The organism is Rhizobium sp. SYY.PMSO (genome assembly GCF_046840415.1).
Classification (GTDB): domain Bacteria; phylum Pseudomonadota; class Alphaproteobacteria; order Rhizobiales; family Rhizobiaceae; genus Rhizobium.
Window position 1 is genome coordinate 2,912,815 of sequence record NZ_CP177349.1, and the last position, 20,219, is coordinate 2,933,033.

Here is a 20,219-nt window from a genome sequence, read left to right on the forward strand (position 1 = left end):
TCACTCCCCTCCCGGCTCGCGCCGGCCGTCGGCATTTTCCGTTACGCCGAAGTCCGTGAAGAGAACAAGCGGCCGTCCGCTGGCATCGAGGCCCCAGAAAACCGGATAGAAACCGTCGCCCCAGCCGCTCCAGAAAATGGCGACATTCCCCCGCTTGCCCGATACCGGCCGGTGCATGGCGTATTTTTCTTCGTTCGCTTCCAGCTCGGACGCCAGAACGTCGTCATAGTAATTGATGTCGGACGACGCCTTTTCCGCCTGAACCTGCTTTTCGCGTTCCTGCATCAGGGCGTAGGTATCGGCATCCATGTAGCAGCCGAGGCCGGCATCGACGGGATAACCGAAGAATTCGTCGCCCTTCAGCGAATTGATATCCTGGCCAGGGACCACGGCAAGCTCCCAGCGCACCGGCTTGCCCTCGGCGAACCGCATGCTGGCCGCAGCGATGCGGCCGAAGGCTTCATAGAGCGTGACGGGATAGTCGCCGGGGGAAACCGTCCGCACGAGCGCGGCACGGTCGGGGCCGACAAGCGGATCGCTGGCGACGATGCGTCCGGAGGTCAGTTCCACCTTGCCGATGCGCAGGACATTGATCGAGCGGGCGGCGAGATCGGCGTCGCCGAGCGACGCCAGATCGAAGTTGCTGCTGAGCTTGGAAACGTCGAGCCCGTCCGCGCCGGCGGACGATGGCATCCATGCGGCGGCAGCGCATAACAAACCGCGCAGCATCCGCATGGGCCATGTCGACATGATCCAGCGCTCCCTTAGAGATCGAGAACCAGACGTTCGGGATCTTCCAGGCTTTCCTTGACGCGCACGAGGAAGGTCACGGCTTCCTTGCCGTCGACCATGCGGTGATCGTAGGAGAGAGCCAGATACATCATCGGACGGATGACGACCTGACCGCCGATGGCGACCGGACGTTCCTGGATCTTGTGCATGCCGAGAATGCCCGACTGCGGCGCGTTCAGGATCGGCGAAGACATCAGCGAGCCATAGACGCCGCCGTTGGTGATGGTGAAGGTGCCGCCCTGCATGTCGGCCATCGACAGCGTTCCGTCGCGGGCAGCCTTTGCCAGACGGCCAAGCTCCTTTTCGACCTCGGCGATCGACATCTGGTCGGCATCGCGGATGACCGGAACGACGAGACCCTTGTCGGTGCCGACGGCCATGCCGATGTGGCAGTAGTTCTTGTAGATGATGTCGGTGCCGTCGATCTCGGCGTTGACGGCCGGCAGCTCCTTCAGCGCATGGGTGACGGCCTTGGTGAAGAAGCCCATGAAGCCGAGCTTCACGCCATGCTTCTTCTCGAAGATGTCCTTGTATTTGTTGCGCAGGTCCATGACGGCCTTCATGTCCACCTCGTTGTAGGTGGTGAGCATGGCGGCGGTGTTTTGCGCATCCTTCAGGCGGCGGGCGATCGTCTGGCGCAGGCGGGTCATCTTGACGCGCTCTTCGCGGTTGACGTCCTCGACTGCGGTCGGGGCACGCGCGGCGACCGGAGCAGCCGGTGCGGCGGCCGGCGCAGAGGAGGCCTTGGCGACGGCGGCGATGACATCGCCCTTCAGCACCTGACCGCGCTTGCCGCTGCCCTCGACCTGATCGGCGGAGAGATTGTTTTCAGCGAGCAGCTTGGCGGCGGCCGGGGCCGGCGGCATGGAAGAAGCCGGCGCGGAAACGGCAGGAGCCGCAACCGGGGCGGCAGCGGCCGGGGCCGGAGCTGCCGGGGCGGCGGCCTGAGCAGGAGCGGCGGCGCCGTTGCCGGCGGAGATCTGGCCGAGCAGCGCTCCGAGGCCCACGGTTTCGCCGGCCTGGACAACGATTTCGGACAAGGTGCCCGCGGCGGGCGCCGGAACTTCGATCGTCACCTTGTCGGTTTCGAGTTCGAGAAGCGGCTCATCGGCCTTGATGGCATCGCCGACCTTCTTGAACCAGGTGCCGACGGTCGCTTCGCTGACGGATTCGCCGAGGGTAGGAACGCGGATTTCAGTGGCCATTGTTCAAATCCTGATTTTCGTCATTATGAGTTAGATGGAATTCCGGCGACAGAGGGCCGGGGGACGGGTGATGCGCCGTGACACAAGCACCCGGACGACGGCAACCGTCGACCGGGCATGGGCTTGATCCTGGCGATAGGCGGCATGGTGCTGCATGGCTGCCATCTTCTCCCCCGTCGCATCATGCGGAAGGCTGGAACGCGACGACGCGATCTTCAAACGAAAACCGGTCATCGCGCAACCCCTCAACCGCCGAGCGCGTCTTCGAGGAACGCCGCAAGCTGCGACAGATGCTTGGACATCAGGCCCGTCGCCGGGGAGGCGGCGGCCGGACGGCCGGTGTAGCGTACGCGCTGGTACTTGGCATCGATATGGGCGAGCACCCATTCCAGATAGGGATCGATGAAGGACCACGCACCCATGTTCTTCGGCTCTTCCTGGCACCACACCATCTCCGCGTTGCGGAAGCGGCTGAGCTCGTTGATGAGCGCCTTGGCCGGGAACGGATAGAGCTGTTCGATGCGCAGCAGGTAGATATCGTCGATCCCGCGCTTCTCGCGCTCTTCCAGGAGATCGTAATAGACCTTGCCCGAGCAGATGACGACGCGACGGATCTTGTTGTCCTTCTGCAGCTTGATCGGACCGTCCTTGATCAGTTCGGCATCGTCCCACAGCAGGCGATGGAACGAGCTTTCGCCCGCCATCTCCGCAAGCGTCGACACGGCGCGCTTGTGGCGCAGCAGCGACTTCGGCGTCATCAGGATCAGCGGCTTGCGGAAGTCGCGCTTCAGCTGACGGCGCAGGATGTGGAAGTAGTTCGCCGGCGTCGTGACGTTGGCGACCTGCATGTTATCCTCGGCGCAGAGCTGCAGATAGCGTTCCAGGCGGGCGGACGAGTGTTCCGGACCCTGGCCTTCATAGCCATGCGGCAGCAGGCAGACGAGGCCGGACATGCGCAGCCACTTGCGTTCGCCCGAAGAGATGAACTGGTCGAAGACGACCTGCGCACCGTTGGCGAAGTCGCCGAACTGGGCTTCCCACAGGGTCAGCGCATTCGGACGGGCGAGCGAATATCCGTATTCGAAGCCGAGAACCGCTTCTTCCGACAGCATCGAGTTGATGACTTCGTAGCGGGCCTGTGTGGGCGACAGGTTGGCGAGCGGAATATAGCGCTCTTCGGTCTCTTGATCGTAGAGAACCGAATGACGCTGCGAGAAGGTGCCGCGTTCGCAGTCCTGGCCGGAAAGACGAATCTTGTGGCCTTCGACCACGAGCGAACCGAATGCCAGGGCTTCCGCCATGGCCCAGTCGATGCCCTCGCCGGTCTGCACCATGTTGGCGCGGTTTTCCATGAAGCGCTGGATGGTGCGGTGCGCGTGGAAGCCGGCTGGGATTTCCGACAGCTTGCGGCCGATATCCTTCAGCATCTTCATCGGCACGGCGGTCTTGCCGCGACGCTGCTCGTCGGCGTTGTCGGCCGTATGCAGGCCGGACCACTCGCCGTCCAGCCAGTCGGCCTTGTTCGGCTTGTAGGATTGGCCGGCCTCGAACTCCTGTTCGAGATGCGCGCGCCAGTCGGCCTTCATCTTTTCGACTTCACCCTCGGTCAGCACGCCTTCGCTGATCAGCCGCTGCGAATAGAGCTGCAGCACCGTCTTGTGGGCGCGGATGACCTTGTACATGTTCGGCTGCGTGAAGGACGGCTCATCGCCTTCATTGTGGCCGTAACGGCGGTAGCAGAAGAGGTCGACCACAACGGGCTTGTGGAACTTCATGCGGAATTCGGTGGCGATCTTCGCAGCGTAGACGACCGCTTCCGGATCGTCGCCGTTGACGTGGAAGATCGGTGCTTCGATCATCTTTGCGACGTCCGACGGATAGGGCGACGAACGCGAGAAGGCCGGATTGGTGGTGAAACCGATCTGGTTGTTGATGATGACGTGCATCGTGCCGGCAACGCGATGACCGCGCAGACCGGAGAGGCCGAGGATTTCGGCAACGACGCCCTGGCCGGCGAAAGCCGCGTCGCCATGGATCAGCAGCGGCACGACCTTGGCGCGCTCGGAGAGCGGGATGATGTCGCCGTCCCACTGGGTGGCGCCCATGTCCTGCTTGGCACGGGCCTTGCCCATGACGACCGGGTTGACGATTTCCAGATGCGACGGGTTTGCCGTCAGCGAGACGTGTACCTTGGCGCCGTCGAAATCACGATCCGAGGAGGCGCCGAGATGGTACTTCACGTCGCCCGAACCTTCGACTTCGTCAGGCGCATAGGAGCCGCCCTTGAACTCGTGGAAGATCGCGCGGTGCGGCTTTCCCATGACCTGGGACAGCACGTTCAGGCGGCCGCGATGGGCCATGCCGAACACGGCTTCGCGAAGACCGAGCTGGCTGCCGCTCTTGAGGATCTGTTCAAGAGCCGGGATCAGCGATTCGCCGCCGTCGAGACCGAAGCGCTTGGTGCCCTTGAACTTGACGTCGAGGAACTGTTCGTAGCCTTCGGCTTCGATGACCTTCTGAAGGATGGCCTTCTTGCGTTCCGGATTGAAGGCGATGCCCTTGTCCGGACCTTCGATACGCTCCTGAATCCAGGCCTTTTCCTCCGGGTTGGAGATGTGCATGAATTCGACGCCGAGGGTGGAGCAGTAGGTGCGCTCGAGAATCTCGATCATCTCGCGAACGGTCGCGTATTCGAGGCCGAGCACGTTGTCGATGAAGATCTTGCGGTCGAGGTCGGCCTCGGTGAAGCCGTAAGCTTCCGGCGACAGTTCCTTGTAGTCTTCCACCGGAGCGGCGATGCCGAGCGGGTCGAGCTTGGCGTGCAGGTGGCCGCGCATGCGGTAAGCGCGGATCATCATGATAGCGCGCACGGAATCGCGCGTCGCCCGCAGGACGTCGGTCGCGTCTGCCGGAACACCGGCGACCTCGGCCTTGGTCTTCAGCTTGGTCTCGATGACCTTTTCGACCACGCCCCAGTCGCCGTCGAGCGCGGAGACCAGATCGCCCTTCGCCGGGATCGGCCAGTTCTTGCGCTGCCAGGAGGCGCCCTTGGCCGCTCTCTTCACATCGTCGGGGCTATCCTCGAGCGCCTTGAAGAAAGACCGCCATTCGTCGGAGACCGATGAAGGATCGTCCTCATAGCGCGCATAGAGCTGCTCGATATAGGCAGCGTTGGCGCCATCCAGGAACGAGGTGATCTGAAATTGCTCGTTGGCTTCTTGCCTTGCCATGGTGAATCTGCGGACGCTTTCGCCCGTCTCCCAACTTGTTTGCATTGCCGGTTCTCGGATCCCGGCGACCGTATTTCATTCCAGGCCGTCAAGGCCGTAAGTCCGCACTTGCGAATGTCGAAACCGGACGAGACAAGGCGGCTGCCGCCCCGTCCGGCCTTGCTATAGGTAGGGTCAGCCCTTCAGGACTTCCACCAGCGTCTTGCCGAGACGTGCCGGCGACGGCGACACGCGGATGCCTGCCGATTCCATCGCCGCGATCTTGTCTTCCGCGCCGCCCTTGCCGCCGGAGATGACGGCGCCGGCATGGCCCATGGTGCGGCCGGGAGGTGCCGTGCGGCCGGCGATGAAGCCGACCATCGGCTTCTTGCGGCCCTTCTTGGCTTCGTCCTTGAGGAACTGCGCGGCGTCTTCTTCGGCCGAGCCGCCGATTTCGCCGATCATGATGATCGACTTGGTTTCGTCGTCGGCGAGGAACATTTCCAGGACGTCGATGAATTCGGTGCCCTTGACCGGATCGCCGCCGATGCCGACGGCCGTCGTCTGGCCGAGACCTTCGTTGGTGGTCTGGAACACGGCTTCATAGGTCAGCGTGCCGGAGCGCGAGAGAACGCCGACGGAGCCCTTCTTGAAGATGGAGCCCGGCATGATGCCGATCTTGCATTCGTCCGGCGTCAGGACGCCCGGGCAATTCGGCCCGATCAGGCGCGACTTGGACTTGATGAGGCGATCCTTGACCTTGACCATGTCGGCGACCGGAATGCCTTCCGTGATGCAGACGATGAGGGGGATTTCGGCTTCGATCGCTTCGAGGATAGCAGCCGCGGCGCCTGCCGGCGGCACGTAGATGACTGAAGCGTTGGCGCCGGTTGCTTCCTTGCCTTCGGCGACCGACTTGAAGATCGGCAGCTTTTCGCCCTTGGAGCCGGTCCAGGTTTCACCGCCCTTGGAGGGGTGGATGCCGCCGACCATCTTGGTGCCGTGATAGGCGAGCGCCTGTTCCGTGTGGAAAGTGCCGGTCTTGCCGGTCAGGCCCTGAACCAGGACCTTGGTGTCTTTGTTGATGAGGATCGACATCTTGCCTCAGGCTCCCTTGACTGCCTTAACGATCTTCTGGGCGGCATCGTCCAGGTCATCGGCAGAGATGACGTTGAGACCGGATTCGTTGATGATCTTCTTGCCGAGCTCGACATTGGTGCCTTCGAGGCGCACGACGAGCGGAACCTTCAGGCCGACTTCCTTGACGGCCGCGAGCACGCCTTCGGCAATGACGTCGCACTTCATGATGCCGCCGAAGATGTTGACCAGAATACCCTGGACGGCCGGATCGGCGGTGATGATCTTGAAGGCGGCCGTGACCTTTTCCTTGGTGGCGCCGCCGCCGACATCGAGGAAGTTCGCCGGCTCGGCGCCGTAGAGCTTGATGATGTCCATGGTCGCCATGGCAAGACCGGCGCCGTTGACCATGCAGCCGATGTTGCCGTCGAGCGCGACGTAGGCCAGGTCGTATTCGTGCGCCTGGATTTCCTTTTCGTCTTCTTCCGTCGTGTCGCGCAGCGCGCGGATGTCTTCATGGCGGAAGAGGGCGTTGCCGTCGAAGGAGACCTTGGCGTCGAGGACGCGCAGGTGGCCGTTGGTCATGACGATCAGCGGGTTGACTTCGAGCAGGGCCATGTCCTTCTCGACAAAGGCCTTGTAGAGCGCCGGGAACAGCGTGTCGGCGTCGGCGCGGGCGGCACCTTCGAGCTTCAGCGCTTCGGAAAGGGCAGCAATGTTGGCAGCCGTGACGCCGGCGGACGGATCGATATCGACGGTGATGATCTTTTCCGGCGTGTCGTGCGCGACGGTCTCGATGTCCATGCCGCCTTCGGTCGAAACGACGAAGGCGACCTGACCGACCGAGCGGTCGACCAGGATCGAGAGGTAGAGTTCGCGGTCGATGTCGGCGCCGTCTTCGATGTAGAGGCGGTTGACCTGCTTGCCGGCCGGGCCGGTCTGCTTCGTCACCAGCGTGTGGCCGAGCATTTCCCTGGCATTGGCAACGACTTCGTCGACCGACTTGGCAAGGCGAACACCGCCCTTGGCGTCCGGTCCGAGCTCCTTGAACTTGCCCTTGCCGCGTCCGCCGGCATGGATCTGGCTCTTGACGACGTAAAGCGGGCCTGGAAGCTGCTTGGCAGCGGCGGCGGCCTCATCGGCGGAGAAGATGGCAACGCCGTCCGCGACGGGTGCGCCATAGGTCTTCAGCAGCGCCTTGGCCTGGTATTCATGAATGTTCATGGATTTATCCCTGTTGGAACGCGGAAATTACTTCAGCGACGGCGCGATGGTCGCGCAGGCTTCGCAAAGCCCGGCAACGGCTGCGACCGACTTGTCGAAGGCTTCCTTCTCGGCCTTGTTCAGGTCGATTTCGATGACGCGCTCGATGCCGCCGGCACCGATGACCGTGGGAACGCCGACATACATGTCCTTGACGCCGTACTGGCCGTCGAGATGCGCGGCGCAGGGCAGAACGCGCTTCTTGTCCCGGAGGTAGGATTCAGCCATGGCGATGGCGGAAGCGGCAGGTGCGTAATAGGCCGAACCGGTCTTCAGCAGGCCGACGATCTCGGCACCGCCGTCGCGGGTGCGCTGGATGATTTCTTCGAGGCGCTCGGCGGTGAGCCAGCCCATGGTGACGAGGTCCGTCAGCGGGATGCCGGCAACGGTCGAGTAGCGGGCGAGCGGCACCATCGAGTCGCCGTGGCCGCCGAGAACGAAAGCCGTGACGTCTTCGACGGAAACGTTGAATTCCTTGGCGAGGAAGAGACGGAAGCGCGAGCTATCGAGCACGCCGGCCATGCCGACGACCTTGTTGGTCGGCAGGCCGGAGAACTTCTGCAGCGCCCAGACCATGGCGTCGAGCGGGTTGGTGATGCAGATCACGAAAGCGTTCGGGGCATATTTCTTGATGCCGGCGCCGACCTGCTCCATGACCTTGAGATTGATGCCGAGAAGATCGTCGCGGCTCATGCCCGGCTTGCGGGGAACGCCTGCCGTGACGATGCAGACGTCGGCACCCTCGATCGCGGAATAGTCGCTGGCGCCGGTGAGGTTGGCGTCGAAGCCTTCGACCGGCGAAGACTGGGCGATGTCGAGACCCTTGCCCTGGGGAATGCCGTCCGCGATGTCGAACAGGACGATGTCGCCCAGTTCCTTCAGGCCGGCGAGATGCGCCAGCGTGCCACCAATCATGCCAGAACCAATAAGTGCGATCTTGTTGCGCGCCATTTCGGTGTATCCTTTGCGATCAAAATCCGTGGCGGGACACCGTGACGGGCATCCACAATAGCCGTCAATCGCATAGACCCAAAGGGTGAAATTGGCAATTGATTATTTTGAGAGCAGGAATTTCAATCGGTTAGATCGAAAATATCTTACGTAAACGTAAGATAACATGTCACCCAATCGTCACTCGGCGGCACGTCTGGCCGAAGTCTGGGCCAGATATTCCGCGCTACGCATCTCGAAAAGCCTCGACGCCGTGCGGTCGAATTCGAAGCCTTCCGTTCCGCGCCGCTCCTCCAGCAGATCCTCCGGCATGGCGGCTGCGGACACGTAGAGGCGGATATTGTGATCGTAGAGCGTATCGACCAGAATGATGAAGCGCTTCGTCTGGTTGCGCTTATCCGCCCCCAGCTTCGGCACGCGATCGAGGAAGATCGTATCGAAGCGTTCGGCGATGGCCAGGAAATCGGCAGGCCCGAGCGGCGCGTCGCAAAGATCGGCGAAAGAGAAGCGCGCCATGCGGTCGACGGCCAGAGGCACATGGATGGAGCGCCCCTTCATCGGGATTTCCGTCGGCTGCGCCTTGCGTCCATGCAGCGCCTGCATCCAGGATGCATCCATCGCCATATCGGCACGTTGGTCGAGCGGCGTCAGATAGACCGGCTGGCTGTTCAGCTTCTCCATGCGGTAATCGGTCGGAGAATCCAGCGTCACCACATCGACGTACTTTTTCAGGAGATCGATGAAGGGCAGGAACAGGCCGCGGTTGAGGCCGTCGCGATAAAGATTGTCCGGCTCCACGTTCGACGTGGCGATCAGCACGCAGCCGAGCGAGAACAGCTCGGAAAACAGCCGCGACAGGATCATCGCATCGGCGATGTCGGTGACGGTGAATTCGTCGAAGCAAAGCAGTTCGGCCTCGGCGTAGAGGTCAGCGGCAACCGGCGGGATCGGGTCGGCCTGTTTGGTTTCGCCGTTCTTGAATTTCAGCCGCTGCGCCGCGATGCGGTTGTGCACGTCGGCCATGAACTCGAAGAAATGCGCCCGGCGTTTCTTCTGGCACGGCGCCATGGCAAAGAACATGTCCATCAACATGGTCTTGCCGCGACCGACGCTGCCGTGAATGTAGAGTCCCTTGATCGCCTCGGCCGACTTCTTGCGCGCGGCAAACATCCAGCCGAGCGCACTGGTTTTGGCGGCGGGCTTCCTCCGCTTGAGATCGGAAAGCACGCGGTCCAGCATTTTCGCCACATCCATCTGCGCCGAGTCCACCTGAAGGGATCCGGACGCCGTCAGCGCCTTTAGCTGTTCGCAGACGCTGATCGAGTAATCTGGCATGGGCTGCATGGGGAAATATCCGCCTGTGCAAATGGGGCGCACCCAAAGGATGCTGCCCGTCAAATAAGCTTATCGGCTGAGGCTGAGCGGCTGGCCGGAGGCGGTCGAACCGTCAAAGCGCGAATCGGCGGTCTTGTAGAGCGTGCCGATCGTGGCGCCGTCACGATTTTTCAGGAGAACCTGCTTGCCGGAAACCTCCCATGAACCCATCGCCGTCAGTTCGCCCGCGCAACCGCGCGTGCCGCCGCGCGAGCCGCTGCCGAGGTTGGTCAGCGTCAGGAACATGTCGCAGCTCGATCCACCATTGCTGACTTTCCAGCTGCCGACCATCGATTCCTTCGTGACGTCCATCGCGGATGCCGCCATCGCCTGCTGTTGCTGCTGGTTGCCCGCGTTGGCCGCACCCGTTGGCGGGGGCGCCGGGAATTGCGAGCCGTTGCCGGCGCCTGCGGGCGGAAGCTGGCTGGATTGAACGGAAGGAACAGGCTGGGCCTGCAGAGGCGGGGCAGAATAACTATCGTTGTTGTATGCCGTGCGCTGGCAACCGGCAAGCGACAGACCAATCGCCGCAGCCGTCACTGCATATCTGAACTGCATCATCACACTCCTAAATGATTGTCCACCGCTGACATCTGTAAAGTGATATTTAGTGATGTCCGAATTATCGTATTTCACTTTGGTTAATCAAGTCGATACCGCCATAAATTGCCGTAGGCCATAGCTGGACAAGAATCGGGTGGTTTCAAGGCGCCGCCCGACGAACCTCATCCAGATAGAAGCGGTCGGCAAATTCCTGCATGCTTTTGTCGCGCGCTTGGTCTTCCCCATGTCTGCTCGGAAAACTTGAATATCGTTCGAGAGCGACCGCGAGAAATTCCGCGAGAGGAGCTGGCGGCACGCCCTCTCCCATTTCGCGCGTCTCTCTCTTGACCTCCACCAACTCCAGAATGCTTGTCCGGATGTCTTTCGCTATCTCGATATCCGCGAGGCATTCAAGCATGTTCATTGGCGGCAATTTCACAAAATCCGTCTGCCGCATCCACTCAAGCGCGATTGCCGGGCGAATGGAGTAAAGCAACGTCTTCAGGCGGATCGGCGCAGCTCCATCATCGGGCCGATGCTGTCTCATCAGCCCGACATAATGCCGGGCAACCTTCTCCGGCACCATGATTGCCTCAAGCAAAGTGCCGAGGCGGTCACGGAAGCCCGCCTCTTCTTCGTAGACGATCGGCGATTTCAACCATTCGACAAGGACGGCGTTGCCCTTGAGCGCCAGAAGCAGAGCCTTGCGCAGGTCCCACCCACCGGTGTCAATATCACCGACGATCGGAAATTCGATGACATCGCGATGCGGGAACAAAGTCAGATGATGCCGCTCCGACCTGACATAGACGAAACGGCAATCGTAATCGCTGTCAGGCGACGGAAATCCCCATGCACGGCTGCCGCTTTCGATAGCAAGGCCGATCCGGATACCCTCGGCCTTGACCGAAGCAAGCCTTGAGCGGATTTCGGCCACGGCCTCCGGCGCAAAGCCTTTCATCATCATTCGAACATCATCCTCGTCGCCGAAGTTGGCGAATGAGCGCCGGCGGGTCAGACCCGCCGCTCGACCATCATCTTCTTGATTTCGGCGATCGCCTTGGCCGGGTTGAGACCCTTCGGGCAAGTTTGCGCGCAGTTCATGATCGTGTGGCAGCGATAGAGGCGGAAAGGATCCTCGAGGTTGTCGAGGCGTTCGCCCTTGGCTTCGTCTCTGGAGTCGATCAGCCAGCGATAGGCCTGCAGCAGGACGGCAGGGCCGAGATAGCGGTCGCCGTTCCACCAATAGCTCGGACAGGAGGTCGAGCAGCAGGCGCACAGAATGCATTCGTAGAGGCCGTCGAGCTTCAGGCGGTCCTCATGGCTCTGCTTCCATTCCTTGGCCGGCGGCGGGGAAACCGTCTTCAGCCAGGGCTCGATCGAGCGATGCTGGGCGTAGAAGTTCGTCAGATCCGGCACGAGGTCCTTGACGACGGGCATATGCGGCAGCGGATAGATTTTCACCGTGCCCTTGATCTCGTCCAGACCCTTGGTGCAGGCGAGCGTATTGGTGCCGTCGATGTTCATCGCGCAGGAGCCGCAGATGCCTTCGCGACAGGAGCGGCGCAGCGTCAGCGTCGGGTCGATCTTGTTCTTGATGTAGAGCAGACCGTCGAGCACCATCGGGCCGCAATCGTCGACATCGATATAGTAGGTATCGATGCTCGGGTTCTGGCCGTCGTCCGGGCTCCAGCGATAGACGCGGAATTCGCGCGTGTTCTTGGCGCCGACCGGCTTCGGCCAGACCTTGCCTTCGCGCATCTGAGAGTTCTTGGGGAGAGCGAGTTCAACCATGGTCAGTTCCTCTCAGATCAGTACACGCGTGCCTTCGGCTCGATCTTGTGCGGATCGATGCCTTCGGCGATCAGGTCGGTGTGAACCGGACGATAGTCCAGCTTCACGTCGCCCGCATCGTTGACCCAGGCAAGCGTATGCTTGCGCCAGTTTTCGTCGTCGCGGCCGGCGAACTTGCCCTCGGTGTAATCCTCGCGGGCATGCGAGCCGCGGCTTTCCTTGCGAGCCTCGGCGCCGTAGATCGTCGTGATGGCGTTGGCCATCAGATTGTGCAGCTCCAGCGTTTCGACGAGGTCGGAATTCCAGATCAGCGAGCGGTCGGTGACCTTGATGTCGGCCATGTCCTTCCAGATCTCCGAAATGCGGCGGCAGCCGGATTCCAGCGATTCCTGGGTACGGAACACGGCGGCATCTTCCTGCATGGCGCGCTGCATCTTCTCGCGAAGCGCCGCGGTCGGTGTCGAGCCGCTGGCGTGACGCAGGCGATCGAAGCGATCCATGATCTTGTCGCAGGCAGCCACGTTGACCGCCGGAACCGGACTATCGCGGTCGATGACCTGACCGGCGCGGATGGCGGCGGCGCGGCCGAAGACCACGAGGTCGATCAGCGAGTTGGAGCCGAGGCGGTTGGCACCGTGCACCGAGGCGCAGCCGGCTTCGCCGACGGCCATAAGACCCGGCAAGACGCGCTCGGGATTGCTGCTGTCGGCATTCAGCACTTCACCCCAATAGTTCGTTGGAATGCCGCCCATGTTGTAATGGACCGTCGGCAGCACCGGGATCGGCTCGCGGGTCACGTCGACGCCGGCGAAGATGCGGGCGCTCTCGGAAATACCGGGCAGCCGCTCATGCAGCACGGCCGGATCGAGATGGTCGAGATGCAGGAAGATATGGTCCTTGTTCTTTCCGACGCCGCGGCCCTCGCGGATCTCAAGCGTCATGCAGCGTGAAACCACGTCGCGCGAGGCAAGGTCCTTCGCCGAAGGTGCATAGCGCTCCATGAAGCGCTCGCCCTCGGAATTGACGAGGTAGCCGCCTTCGCCGCGCGCGCCTTCCGTGATGAGACATCCCGAACCGTAGATGCCGGTCGGATGGAACTGGACGAATTCCATGTCCTGCAGCGGCAGGCCGGCGCGGGCCACCATGCCGCCGCCGTCGCCGGTGCAGGTATGGGCCGAAGTCGCCGAGAAATAGGCGCGGCCGTAGCCGCCGGTCGCCAGCACCACCATCTTGGCGGCGAAGCGATGGATCGTGCCGTCATCGAGGCACCAGGCAACGACGCCGGTGCAGCGGCTGCCGTCATCGGACATGATGAGGTCGAGCGCGAAATACTCGATGAAGAATTCGGCGTTGTTGCGCAGCGACTGGCCATAGAGCGTATGCAGGATGGCATGGCCGGTACGGTCGGCGGCGGCACAGGTGCGCTGCACCGGCGGTCCCTCACCGAAATTCTGCATATGGCCGCCGAACGGGCGCTGGTAGATCTTGCCCTCTTCGTTGCGTGAGAAGGGAACGCCGTAGTGCTCGAGCTCGTAGACGGCCTTCGGCGCTTCCATGACCATGTACTGCATGGCGTCGACGTCGCCGAGCCAGTCGGAACCCTTGACGGTGTCGTAGAGGTGCCACTGCCAGCTGTCCGGCGTCATGTTCTGCAGCGAGGCGGCGATGCCGCCCTGGGCCGCGACGGTGTGCGAACGGGTGGGGAAGACCTTGGTGATGCAGGCGGTGCGGAAGCCCTGTTCGGCCATGCCGAGCGTGGCGCGCAGGCCGGCGCCGCCGGCGCCGACGACGATCACGTCATAGGAGTGATCGATATACTTGTAGGCTTTTCCGTTCTGAGCGGGCCCATTCTGAGTGGATGAGTTCGGTGCCATGATGCAATTATCCTACGAACGCGATCTTCAGAATGGCGAAAAGACAGAGCCCCGCCATGACGATCGCGAAGAACGTGTTGACCATGAGAAGGACGATCTTGCCGAACTCACCGTGGACATAGTCCTCGATGATGACCTGCATGCCGAGCTTCATGTGAATGACGCCGGAAATCACCATCAGGCCGAAGATAACGGCGACGATCGGGTTCGACAGCGCGTGCACGACTTCCGCGTAGGGCGCGCCGGCATAGATCATCAGGAAGATGACGAAGAAGAGGAATAGGGGAACATTGGCAACGGCGGTCAGGCGCTGGCGCCAGAAATGATCGGTGCCTTCCTTGGCGGAACCGAGACCGCGGACTTTGCCCAGAGGGGTGCGCATATCCATGAGAAATATCCTTTAAAGCACGATCCCGAAAGGCATCCGAGCACTTCCGGGAAGGATCATGCCAATTCAACCCAGCCGGATGACGATGCCGATGATCCAGACCAGCGCGGTCAGACAGATCGAGGCGATGAGCGTGAACTTGGCCATCTTCGTCGAAACGGCCGGGTCGAAACCATGACCGAGATCCCAGACGAAGTGGCGCAGGCCGCCGATCATGTGGTGCAGCAGCGCCCAGGTATAGCCGAGCAGGATGATGCGGCCGATGATCGTACCCATGATCCAGTTGACCAGGTCGAAATAGGCCTGGCCGGTCGCCGCGGCAATCAGCCACCAGGCAACCAGCAGCGTGCCGAAGTAGAGCGCGCCGCCGGTGATGCGGTGGACGATCGACATGACCATGGTGGGGATGGGTTTGTAAATTTGCAGATGCGGCGACAGAGGCCGGTTTTGTGTGACGTTCGCCATCAGAACCTCGCGGCGTTACGATACGCTTAGAACCCGGATGTCCGGGGCAACGCGCGCGCAAAGACATGCAGTGTGCGTTGCATCATTGCGACCATTAATCACCCGGAAGCCTATCGACAAGCACAATTGATGCCTGCATTGAATTTAATCGATTCGGGTCCCTCTGCACTTTAGCGAGCATGCAACGACGGACTCCCCATTCCGGGCTATTTACCATTTCGGCAACCCTGGCGTGGACTTCCCGCCGCTCTTGGGGCAATCTGGCGTTAAGATTTCATTAACGGACCGAAGCGGGGACGAATCATGAGGCCGCATCTTTTCAAGGCAGCAGCGCTCGTTTTGGCGGCAGCAGCCATTCTTTCCTCGACACAGGCGTCGGCGGGCGACTATCGCCACAGGCATCATCACGACCATTCGGGCATCATGCGCCTGCACCAGATTTCCGGACCGCAGGGCGCCGGGCTGCAGCAGCCGGCCAGGATCGTCGTCATGGAGCGGCGCGACGCCGCAAACGCCGGCACCTATGCCGGCACGGCCGATGTCTATCATGCCAATGGCGGCACATATGTCCTGGGCTATGGCGGTTACGATCCCTATGCCCGCCCTGCCGCGGCGCAGCCAAGGCCGCGGGCAAAGGTCATCGATGTCCGCTATGCCGGCAATCCCTGCTCGTACGAAGCCGGCGTCTGCGTCATCCGGCACTGACGGCACCGGGGCTCTTTAAAGTGTGAAACGCGGAACCACACGGCTAGCCGGCAAGAAACCGCCAGACCGTGGTTTTCTTGACCTCGCTGTCCTCCAGCGCCCGCGTCACCGGCACCTGATAGGTCGCCCGCTTCTCCAGGCAATCCTTGGGAAGATAGGCCCTGCCGGGATCGCCGACCAGAACGGCCTTGCCCTCGCCCGCCAGACGCCGCAGCCAGGGGGCGAGACTCGCGGCGAAATCGCGATCGTAGAAGACGTCTCCGGCGAGAATTACCTGCGCATCCACGGCGCGGCCGACGATATCCTTGCCGTCAAAGTCCAGCGCGACGCCATTCTCAACGGCATTGAGCCGGATCGCCGTACCCGCCCAGGGATCGATGTCGACGGCAAGCACATGGCTTGCGCCCGCACGGCTGGCCGCAATGGCAACAAGCCCGGAGCCGCTGGCGAAATCCAGCACGGTTCTGCCGGCCACGGTCTCGGGATGATCGAGGATGTAACGCGCCAGACCCTGACCGCCCGCCCAGGCAAAGGCCCAGAAGGGCGGCGGCAACCCGATTTCCTCCAGCTCTTCTTCCGTTTTCAGCCAGAGTTCATGCGCCTCGCTTGCCAGATGCAGCCGGATTTCCGGCACATGCGGCGGCGCCATCAGGCTGGTGTTGGCGCGGATGAAGCGTTCCGGATCGGTTTTCAAAGAGCGCCGCCCACCGAATCAGGCCGGATCAGACCGGCGGATTGTCCAGGCCGCCCATGCGGCAGACTTCGAGCCATTCCTCATCCGTCACCGGCTGCACGGAGAGCCGCATGGAGTTGACGAGCGACATCTGCGAAAGCTTCGGATTGGCCTTGATGTCCTTGAGGGTCACGGGCTTCGGCATGTCGCTCACGGCGCGAATATCGACGCATTCCCAGCGCGGATCGTCCTTGGCGGTCGAATCCGGATGGGCCAGCGCGCAAACCTCGACGATGCCGACGATCTCCAGCCCGTCATTGGAGTGATAGAAGAAGCCCTTGTCGCCGATCTGCATGGCCCGCATATTGTTGCGGGCGAGATAGTTGCGCACGCCGGTCCACTCGGTTCCCTTCTCGCCGGCATCCTTCTGCTGCTGCCAGGACCAGGAGGACGGCTCGGATTTATAAAGCCAGTGCGCCATTTCTCATGCCTCCGGATTGTTGAAAACCCAGTTGAACGGCTTGATCTCGACGCTCTCGAACAGGCCGGCCTTCGTATACGGGTCGGCATCCGCGATCGCGACCGCCGCCTCGACGCTCTCGGCTTCGACGATGACCAGGCTGCCATTCGGCTTGCCTTCCGAATCCAGGAAAGGTCCCGCCATCTTCAGCGTGCCTTCGGCATTGAGCTTGTTCAGATGCTCTACATGCGCCGGACGCGTCTCCATGCGAACATTCAGGTATCCGGGCTTATCCTTGCAGACAAAGGCAAACAGCATGATTGGGCTCCTTTAGATATCGAAAAACTATTCCGTGGTGATCGGCCGTGTCATCAATTGCCCGATGGCCGTCGCAATATCGAGCTTTCCGTCGATGATGGCGGAAACCGCATCGGTGATCGGCATGTCGACGCCGAGTTCATGCGCGAGCCGCGCAGCGATGGATGCCGCATAAGCGCCTTCGACCAAAGCGCCATGCGTGGGATCGGCAGCCTTGCCCTCGCCGAGCGCGATGCCGAAGCGCAGATTGCGGGATTGATGGCTGGTGGCCGTCAGCACGAGGTCGCCGAGGCCGGAAAGCCCGCGCACGGTTTCAGCCTTGCCGCCCTTGGCCGCGACGAAGCGTGACATTTCGGCAAGGCCGCGGCTGATCAGCGCCGCGCGCGCGGAATCGCCGATACCACGGCCCTCGACGATGCCGCAGGCAATCGCCAGAACATTCTTCAATGCGCCGCCGAGCTGCACGCCGATGCGGTCATCCGAGGCATAGAGGCGGAAGGTCGGGCCGGAAATCGCCTGTGCGAGCCTTTCGGCCACTGCCATGTCGGCCGCGGCGATCGCCATGGCCGTCGGCAGGCCCCTGGCGATATCGGCGGCAAAGCCCGGCCCGGAGAGAACGGCGATGGCATGCTCCGGCAGCTCGCGCTCCAGCATATCGGTCAGGAGATCGCCGGAAACCTTGTCGATGCCCTTGGCGCAGGTGACGACGATCGCATCCTTGGCGAGATAAGGCCCATAATGGCGGGCGGCATCGGCCTGCGCCTGCGAGGGCATGGCGAAAAGCACGATGCCCGCGTTGGAAACGGCATCCGGCTCGGCGGAAAACCGCAGCGAATCGGGAAGTTCGATCCCAGGCAGGGCGGTATCGTGCATGCGATCGGCGGCGAGATCCGCCATCAGCCCGGCATTGCGCCCGACGAGCGTCACGTCGCTGCGGCCGGTGAGCGCGATGACGGCTGCAAGCGCCGTGCCGAAGGCGCCGGCGCCGATGACTGCGATCCGCTCCCTGCCGCTCATGCCTTCGCTCCTCGTTTGCCGTACCCCAACAGCGCTTCCGCCTTCCGATCCAGCGGCCAGCGCGAGCGCGGCTGCACGTCGAGGTCGTCCGGTGCCGCACCCGTTGCCATGCGCTCCAGCCCCGCCCAGGCGATCATGACGGCATTATCCGTACACAATCTCAATGGCGGCGCGATGAAGCGGAAGCCATTGGCATCGCAAAGCTCCTGCAGCGTGCGGCGCAATTCGAGATTGGCGGCGACGCCGCCGGCCACGACGAGCGACGGCTTTTCCGCCGTCTCCGCAAATTCCGCCTTGAAGCGCTGCAGCCCACGGCCGATCCGGTCCTTCAAGGTGCGCGAGATCGCCTTCTGGAACGAGGCGCAGATATCGGCGATATCCTGCTTCGTGACGGGTGCGATCGACGTCGCCGCCTGCCGCACGGCCGTCTTCAGGCCGGAAAAGGAAAAGTCGAGACGGGTCTCGCCGACCAGCGGCCGCGGAAGATCGAAGCGGTCCGGATTGCCGTCTTTCGCGGCGGCCTCCACAGCAGGCCCGCCGGGATAGGGCAACCCCAGGAGCTTGGCGGTCTTGTCGAAGGCTTCGCCGAGAGCATCGTCGATTGTCGTGCCCCAGCGCTCGTACTCGCCGACGCCACGCACCAGGATCAGCTGGGTATGGCCGCCGGAAACGAGCAGCATCAAATAGGGAAAGGAAAGTCCGTCGGTCAGCCGCGCCGTCAGGGCATGGCCTTCCAGATGGTTGATGGCGTATAGTGGCTTGCCTGTCGCCCGCGAGATCGCCTTGCCGGTCATCAACCCCACGAGCAGGCCGCCGATGAGGCCGGGGCCCGAGGTCGCGGCAATGGCATCGACGTCCGAGAGCGACACATTGGCGCGTTTCAATGCCTCGTCGATCAGCGTATCCAGCGCCTCGACATGCGCCCGGGCGGCGATTTCCGGCACCACGCCGCCATAGGCGCTATGCTCGTCCAATTGGCTGAGGACGACATCGGAACGGACCGTGGGCGTGCCGTCATCCCGGCGCTCGACAATGGCCGCAGCGGTTTCGTCGCAGCTTGTTTCGATGCCGAGAATACGAAGAACGGATGCCATGGAGAAAGTTCGTTGCCTACAGGTCGATTGCGGTAAAGCGGAAATATGGTTACGGGAACTGTCGGTAACAACGGATCAAAGCGGATGCAAACAAAACCTTTCCGGATCGGCACGCGCGGCAGCCCGCTGGCGCTCGCCCAGGCGCACGAGGCACGCGACCGTCTGATGGCGGCCCATGGCCTTCCGGAGGAGATGTTCGAAATCGTCGTTCTGACGACCAAGGGCGACCGCATCACCGACCGCTCGCTGGCGGCGATCGGCGGCAAGGGCCTGTTCACCGAAGAGCTTGAAGAGAAGCTGACCTCCGGCGAGCTCGACTTCGCCGTGCACTCGGCCAAGGACATGGCGACGAAGCTGCCGCAGGGCCTGGCGCTGAATGCCTACCTGCCGCGCGAAGACATCCGCGATTCCGTCATCGGCCGCACGGCGCCGAAACTGATCGAGCTGCCGCATGGCGCAACCGTCGGCTCCGCGTCGCTGCGCCGTCAGGCGCTGATCCGGCGCCTGCGCCCGGATATCAACGTCATCACCTTTCGCGGCTCGGTCCAGACCCGACTTCGCAAGCTGGAAGAGGGACAGGCCGACGCGACCCTGCTGGCGCTCGCCGGCTTGAAGCGGCTCGGCATGGTCGAGGTTTTGACGGACATTCTCGATCCCGATGATTTTCCGCCGGCCCCGGCGCAAGGCGCGATCGCCATCGAAAGCCGGATCGACGACGCCAGGATGAACGACCTGCTCGCCGCCATCAACGACGCACCGACCTTCGATGCCGTGTCCTGCGAACGCGCCTTCCTGGCTGCGCTCGACGGCTCCTGTCGCACGCCGATAGCCGGCTATGCAATTTGCGAGGGCGATCACCTCCGCTTTTTCGGCATGATCCTCACGCCGGACGGCAAGCAGGTGCACACGACCACCATCGAAGGCCACCGGCGCGACGCCGAGGCGCTCGGCATCAACGCCGGCCAGGCGATCCGCGCCGAGGCGGGCAGCGCCTTCTTCGAAGACTGGACCTGACGA

The 20,219-nt window shown here is 62.5% G+C and carries 21 protein-coding genes; 2 read left to right on the plus strand and 19 right to left on the minus strand.

From position 1 onward, the window contains the following. The 14 genes from ACJJVH_RS14165 to sdhC form a co-directional block, all read right to left on the minus strand. Complete coding sequence (locus ACJJVH_RS14165) at positions 1 to 750, minus strand: DUF4241 domain-containing protein (RefSeq protein ID WP_113423997.1); 750 nt, start codon at positions 748 to 750, stop codon at positions 1 to 3. A 14-nt stretch (positions 751 to 764) separates the two neighbouring features. Then, a complete protein-coding gene (gene odhB / locus ACJJVH_RS14170; RefSeq protein ID WP_412064192.1) occupies positions 765 to 1,997 on the minus strand; it encodes a 2-oxoglutarate dehydrogenase complex dihydrolipoyllysine-residue succinyltransferase in 1,233 nt (410 codons plus the stop codon). Positions 1,998 to 2,027: 30 nt separating this feature from the next. After that, on the minus strand, positions 2,028 to 2,231 hold the full coding sequence (locus ACJJVH_RS14175; protein ID WP_412064193.1) for a hypothetical protein: 204 nt from the start codon (positions 2,229 to 2,231) through the stop codon (positions 2,028 to 2,030). Between the two features lie 11 nt (positions 2,232 to 2,242). Continuing rightward, positions 2,243 to 5,227, minus strand: coding sequence for a 2-oxoglutarate dehydrogenase E1 component (locus ACJJVH_RS14180; RefSeq protein WP_112795428.1), 2,985 nt, complete (start codon positions 5,225 to 5,227; stop codon positions 2,243 to 2,245). 174 nt (positions 5,228 to 5,401) lie between these two features. Beyond that, positions 5,402 to 6,304, minus strand: coding sequence for a succinate--CoA ligase subunit alpha (gene sucD, locus ACJJVH_RS14185; RefSeq protein ID WP_113358917.1), 903 nt, complete (start codon positions 6,302 to 6,304; stop codon positions 5,402 to 5,404). Between the two features lie 6 nt (positions 6,305 to 6,310). Next, positions 6,311 to 7,507, minus strand: coding sequence for an ADP-forming succinate--CoA ligase subunit beta (sucC, locus tag ACJJVH_RS14190; protein WP_412064194.1), 1,197 nt, complete (start codon positions 7,505 to 7,507; stop codon positions 6,311 to 6,313). A 27-nt stretch (positions 7,508 to 7,534) separates the two neighbouring features. After that, positions 7,535 to 8,497, minus strand: a complete 963-nt coding sequence (gene mdh / locus ACJJVH_RS14195; protein WP_112795425.1) for a malate dehydrogenase — start codon at positions 8,495 to 8,497, stop codon at positions 7,535 to 7,537. 180 nt (positions 8,498 to 8,677) lie between these two features. Continuing rightward, on the minus strand, positions 8,678 to 9,841 hold the full coding sequence (zapE, locus tag ACJJVH_RS14200; protein ID WP_412064195.1) for a cell division protein ZapE: 1,164 nt from the start codon (positions 9,839 to 9,841) through the stop codon (positions 8,678 to 8,680). 60 nt (positions 9,842 to 9,901) lie between these two features. Then, positions 9,902 to 10,429 carry a protease inhibitor Inh/omp19 family protein gene (locus tag ACJJVH_RS14205; RefSeq protein WP_112795460.1) on the minus strand — a complete coding sequence of 176 codons (528 nt, stop codon included), beginning with the start codon at positions 10,427 to 10,429 and terminating at the stop codon, positions 9,902 to 9,904. Between the two features lie 145 nt (positions 10,430 to 10,574). Then, positions 10,575 to 11,381, minus strand: coding sequence for a DNA polymerase beta superfamily protein (locus ACJJVH_RS14210; RefSeq protein WP_412064196.1), 807 nt, complete (start codon positions 11,379 to 11,381; stop codon positions 10,575 to 10,577). A 47-nt stretch (positions 11,382 to 11,428) separates the two neighbouring features. Then, positions 11,429 to 12,208 (minus strand): succinate dehydrogenase iron-sulfur subunit, encoded by a 780-nt coding sequence (locus ACJJVH_RS14215; protein WP_075853671.1) that lies wholly within the window; start codon positions 12,206 to 12,208, stop codon positions 11,429 to 11,431. A gap of 17 nt (positions 12,209 to 12,225) precedes the next feature. Beyond that, complete coding sequence (gene sdhA / locus ACJJVH_RS14220) at positions 12,226 to 14,082, minus strand: succinate dehydrogenase flavoprotein subunit (RefSeq protein WP_113503635.1); 1,857 nt, start codon at positions 14,080 to 14,082, stop codon at positions 12,226 to 12,228. Between the two features lie 7 nt (positions 14,083 to 14,089). Beyond that, positions 14,090 to 14,470: a succinate dehydrogenase, hydrophobic membrane anchor protein gene (gene sdhD, locus ACJJVH_RS14225; RefSeq protein ID WP_412064197.1), complete on the minus strand. Its 381-nt coding sequence runs from the start codon at positions 14,468 to 14,470 to the stop codon at positions 14,090 to 14,092. A gap of 66 nt (positions 14,471 to 14,536) precedes the next feature. Then, on the minus strand, positions 14,537 to 14,935 hold the full coding sequence (gene sdhC / locus ACJJVH_RS14230) for a succinate dehydrogenase, cytochrome b556 subunit (protein ID WP_112795420.1): 399 nt from the start codon (positions 14,933 to 14,935) through the stop codon (positions 14,537 to 14,539). A gap of 303 nt (positions 14,936 to 15,238) precedes the next feature. On the opposite strand from sdhC, the gene ACJJVH_RS14235 reads away from it, so the two are divergent. Next, complete coding sequence (locus ACJJVH_RS14235; protein WP_113434570.1) at positions 15,239 to 15,640, plus strand: hypothetical protein; 402 nt, start codon at positions 15,239 to 15,241, stop codon at positions 15,638 to 15,640. 43 nt (positions 15,641 to 15,683) lie between these two features. On the opposite strand, the gene ACJJVH_RS14240 is transcribed toward ACJJVH_RS14235, so the two are convergent. The 5 genes from ACJJVH_RS14240 to tsaD are packed head-to-tail and all read right to left on the minus strand — an operon-like array spanning position 15,684 to position 19,202. Then, positions 15,684 to 16,334 carry a class I SAM-dependent methyltransferase gene (locus tag ACJJVH_RS14240; RefSeq protein WP_412064198.1) on the minus strand — a complete coding sequence of 217 codons (651 nt, stop codon included), beginning with the start codon at positions 16,332 to 16,334 and terminating at the stop codon, positions 15,684 to 15,686. Between the two features lie 28 nt (positions 16,335 to 16,362). After that, positions 16,363 to 16,794, minus strand: coding sequence for an EVE domain-containing protein (locus tag ACJJVH_RS14245; RefSeq protein WP_412064199.1), 432 nt, complete (start codon positions 16,792 to 16,794; stop codon positions 16,363 to 16,365). A gap of 3 nt (positions 16,795 to 16,797) precedes the next feature. Continuing rightward, complete coding sequence (locus tag ACJJVH_RS14250; protein WP_112795416.1) at positions 16,798 to 17,091, minus strand: YciI-like protein; 294 nt, start codon at positions 17,089 to 17,091, stop codon at positions 16,798 to 16,800. A 27-nt stretch (positions 17,092 to 17,118) separates the two neighbouring features. Beyond that, positions 17,119 to 18,108 carry an NAD(P)H-dependent glycerol-3-phosphate dehydrogenase gene (locus ACJJVH_RS14255; protein WP_113393728.1) on the minus strand — a complete coding sequence of 330 codons (990 nt, stop codon included), beginning with the start codon at positions 18,106 to 18,108 and terminating at the stop codon, positions 17,119 to 17,121. Beyond that, positions 18,105 to 19,202, minus strand: coding sequence for a tRNA (adenosine(37)-N6)-threonylcarbamoyltransferase complex transferase subunit TsaD (gene tsaD / locus ACJJVH_RS14260; RefSeq protein ID WP_412064200.1), 1,098 nt, complete (start codon positions 19,200 to 19,202; stop codon positions 18,105 to 18,107). The genes ACJJVH_RS14255 and tsaD overlap by 4 nt, the downstream gene beginning before the upstream one ends. Before the next feature lie 84 nt (positions 19,203 to 19,286). On the opposite strand from tsaD, the gene hemC reads away from it, so the two are divergent. After that, positions 19,287 to 20,216, plus strand: coding sequence for a hydroxymethylbilane synthase (gene hemC, locus ACJJVH_RS14265; protein WP_113369846.1), 930 nt, complete (start codon positions 19,287 to 19,289; stop codon positions 20,214 to 20,216). The last annotated feature ends 3 nt before the right edge of the window (positions 20,217 to 20,219 follow it).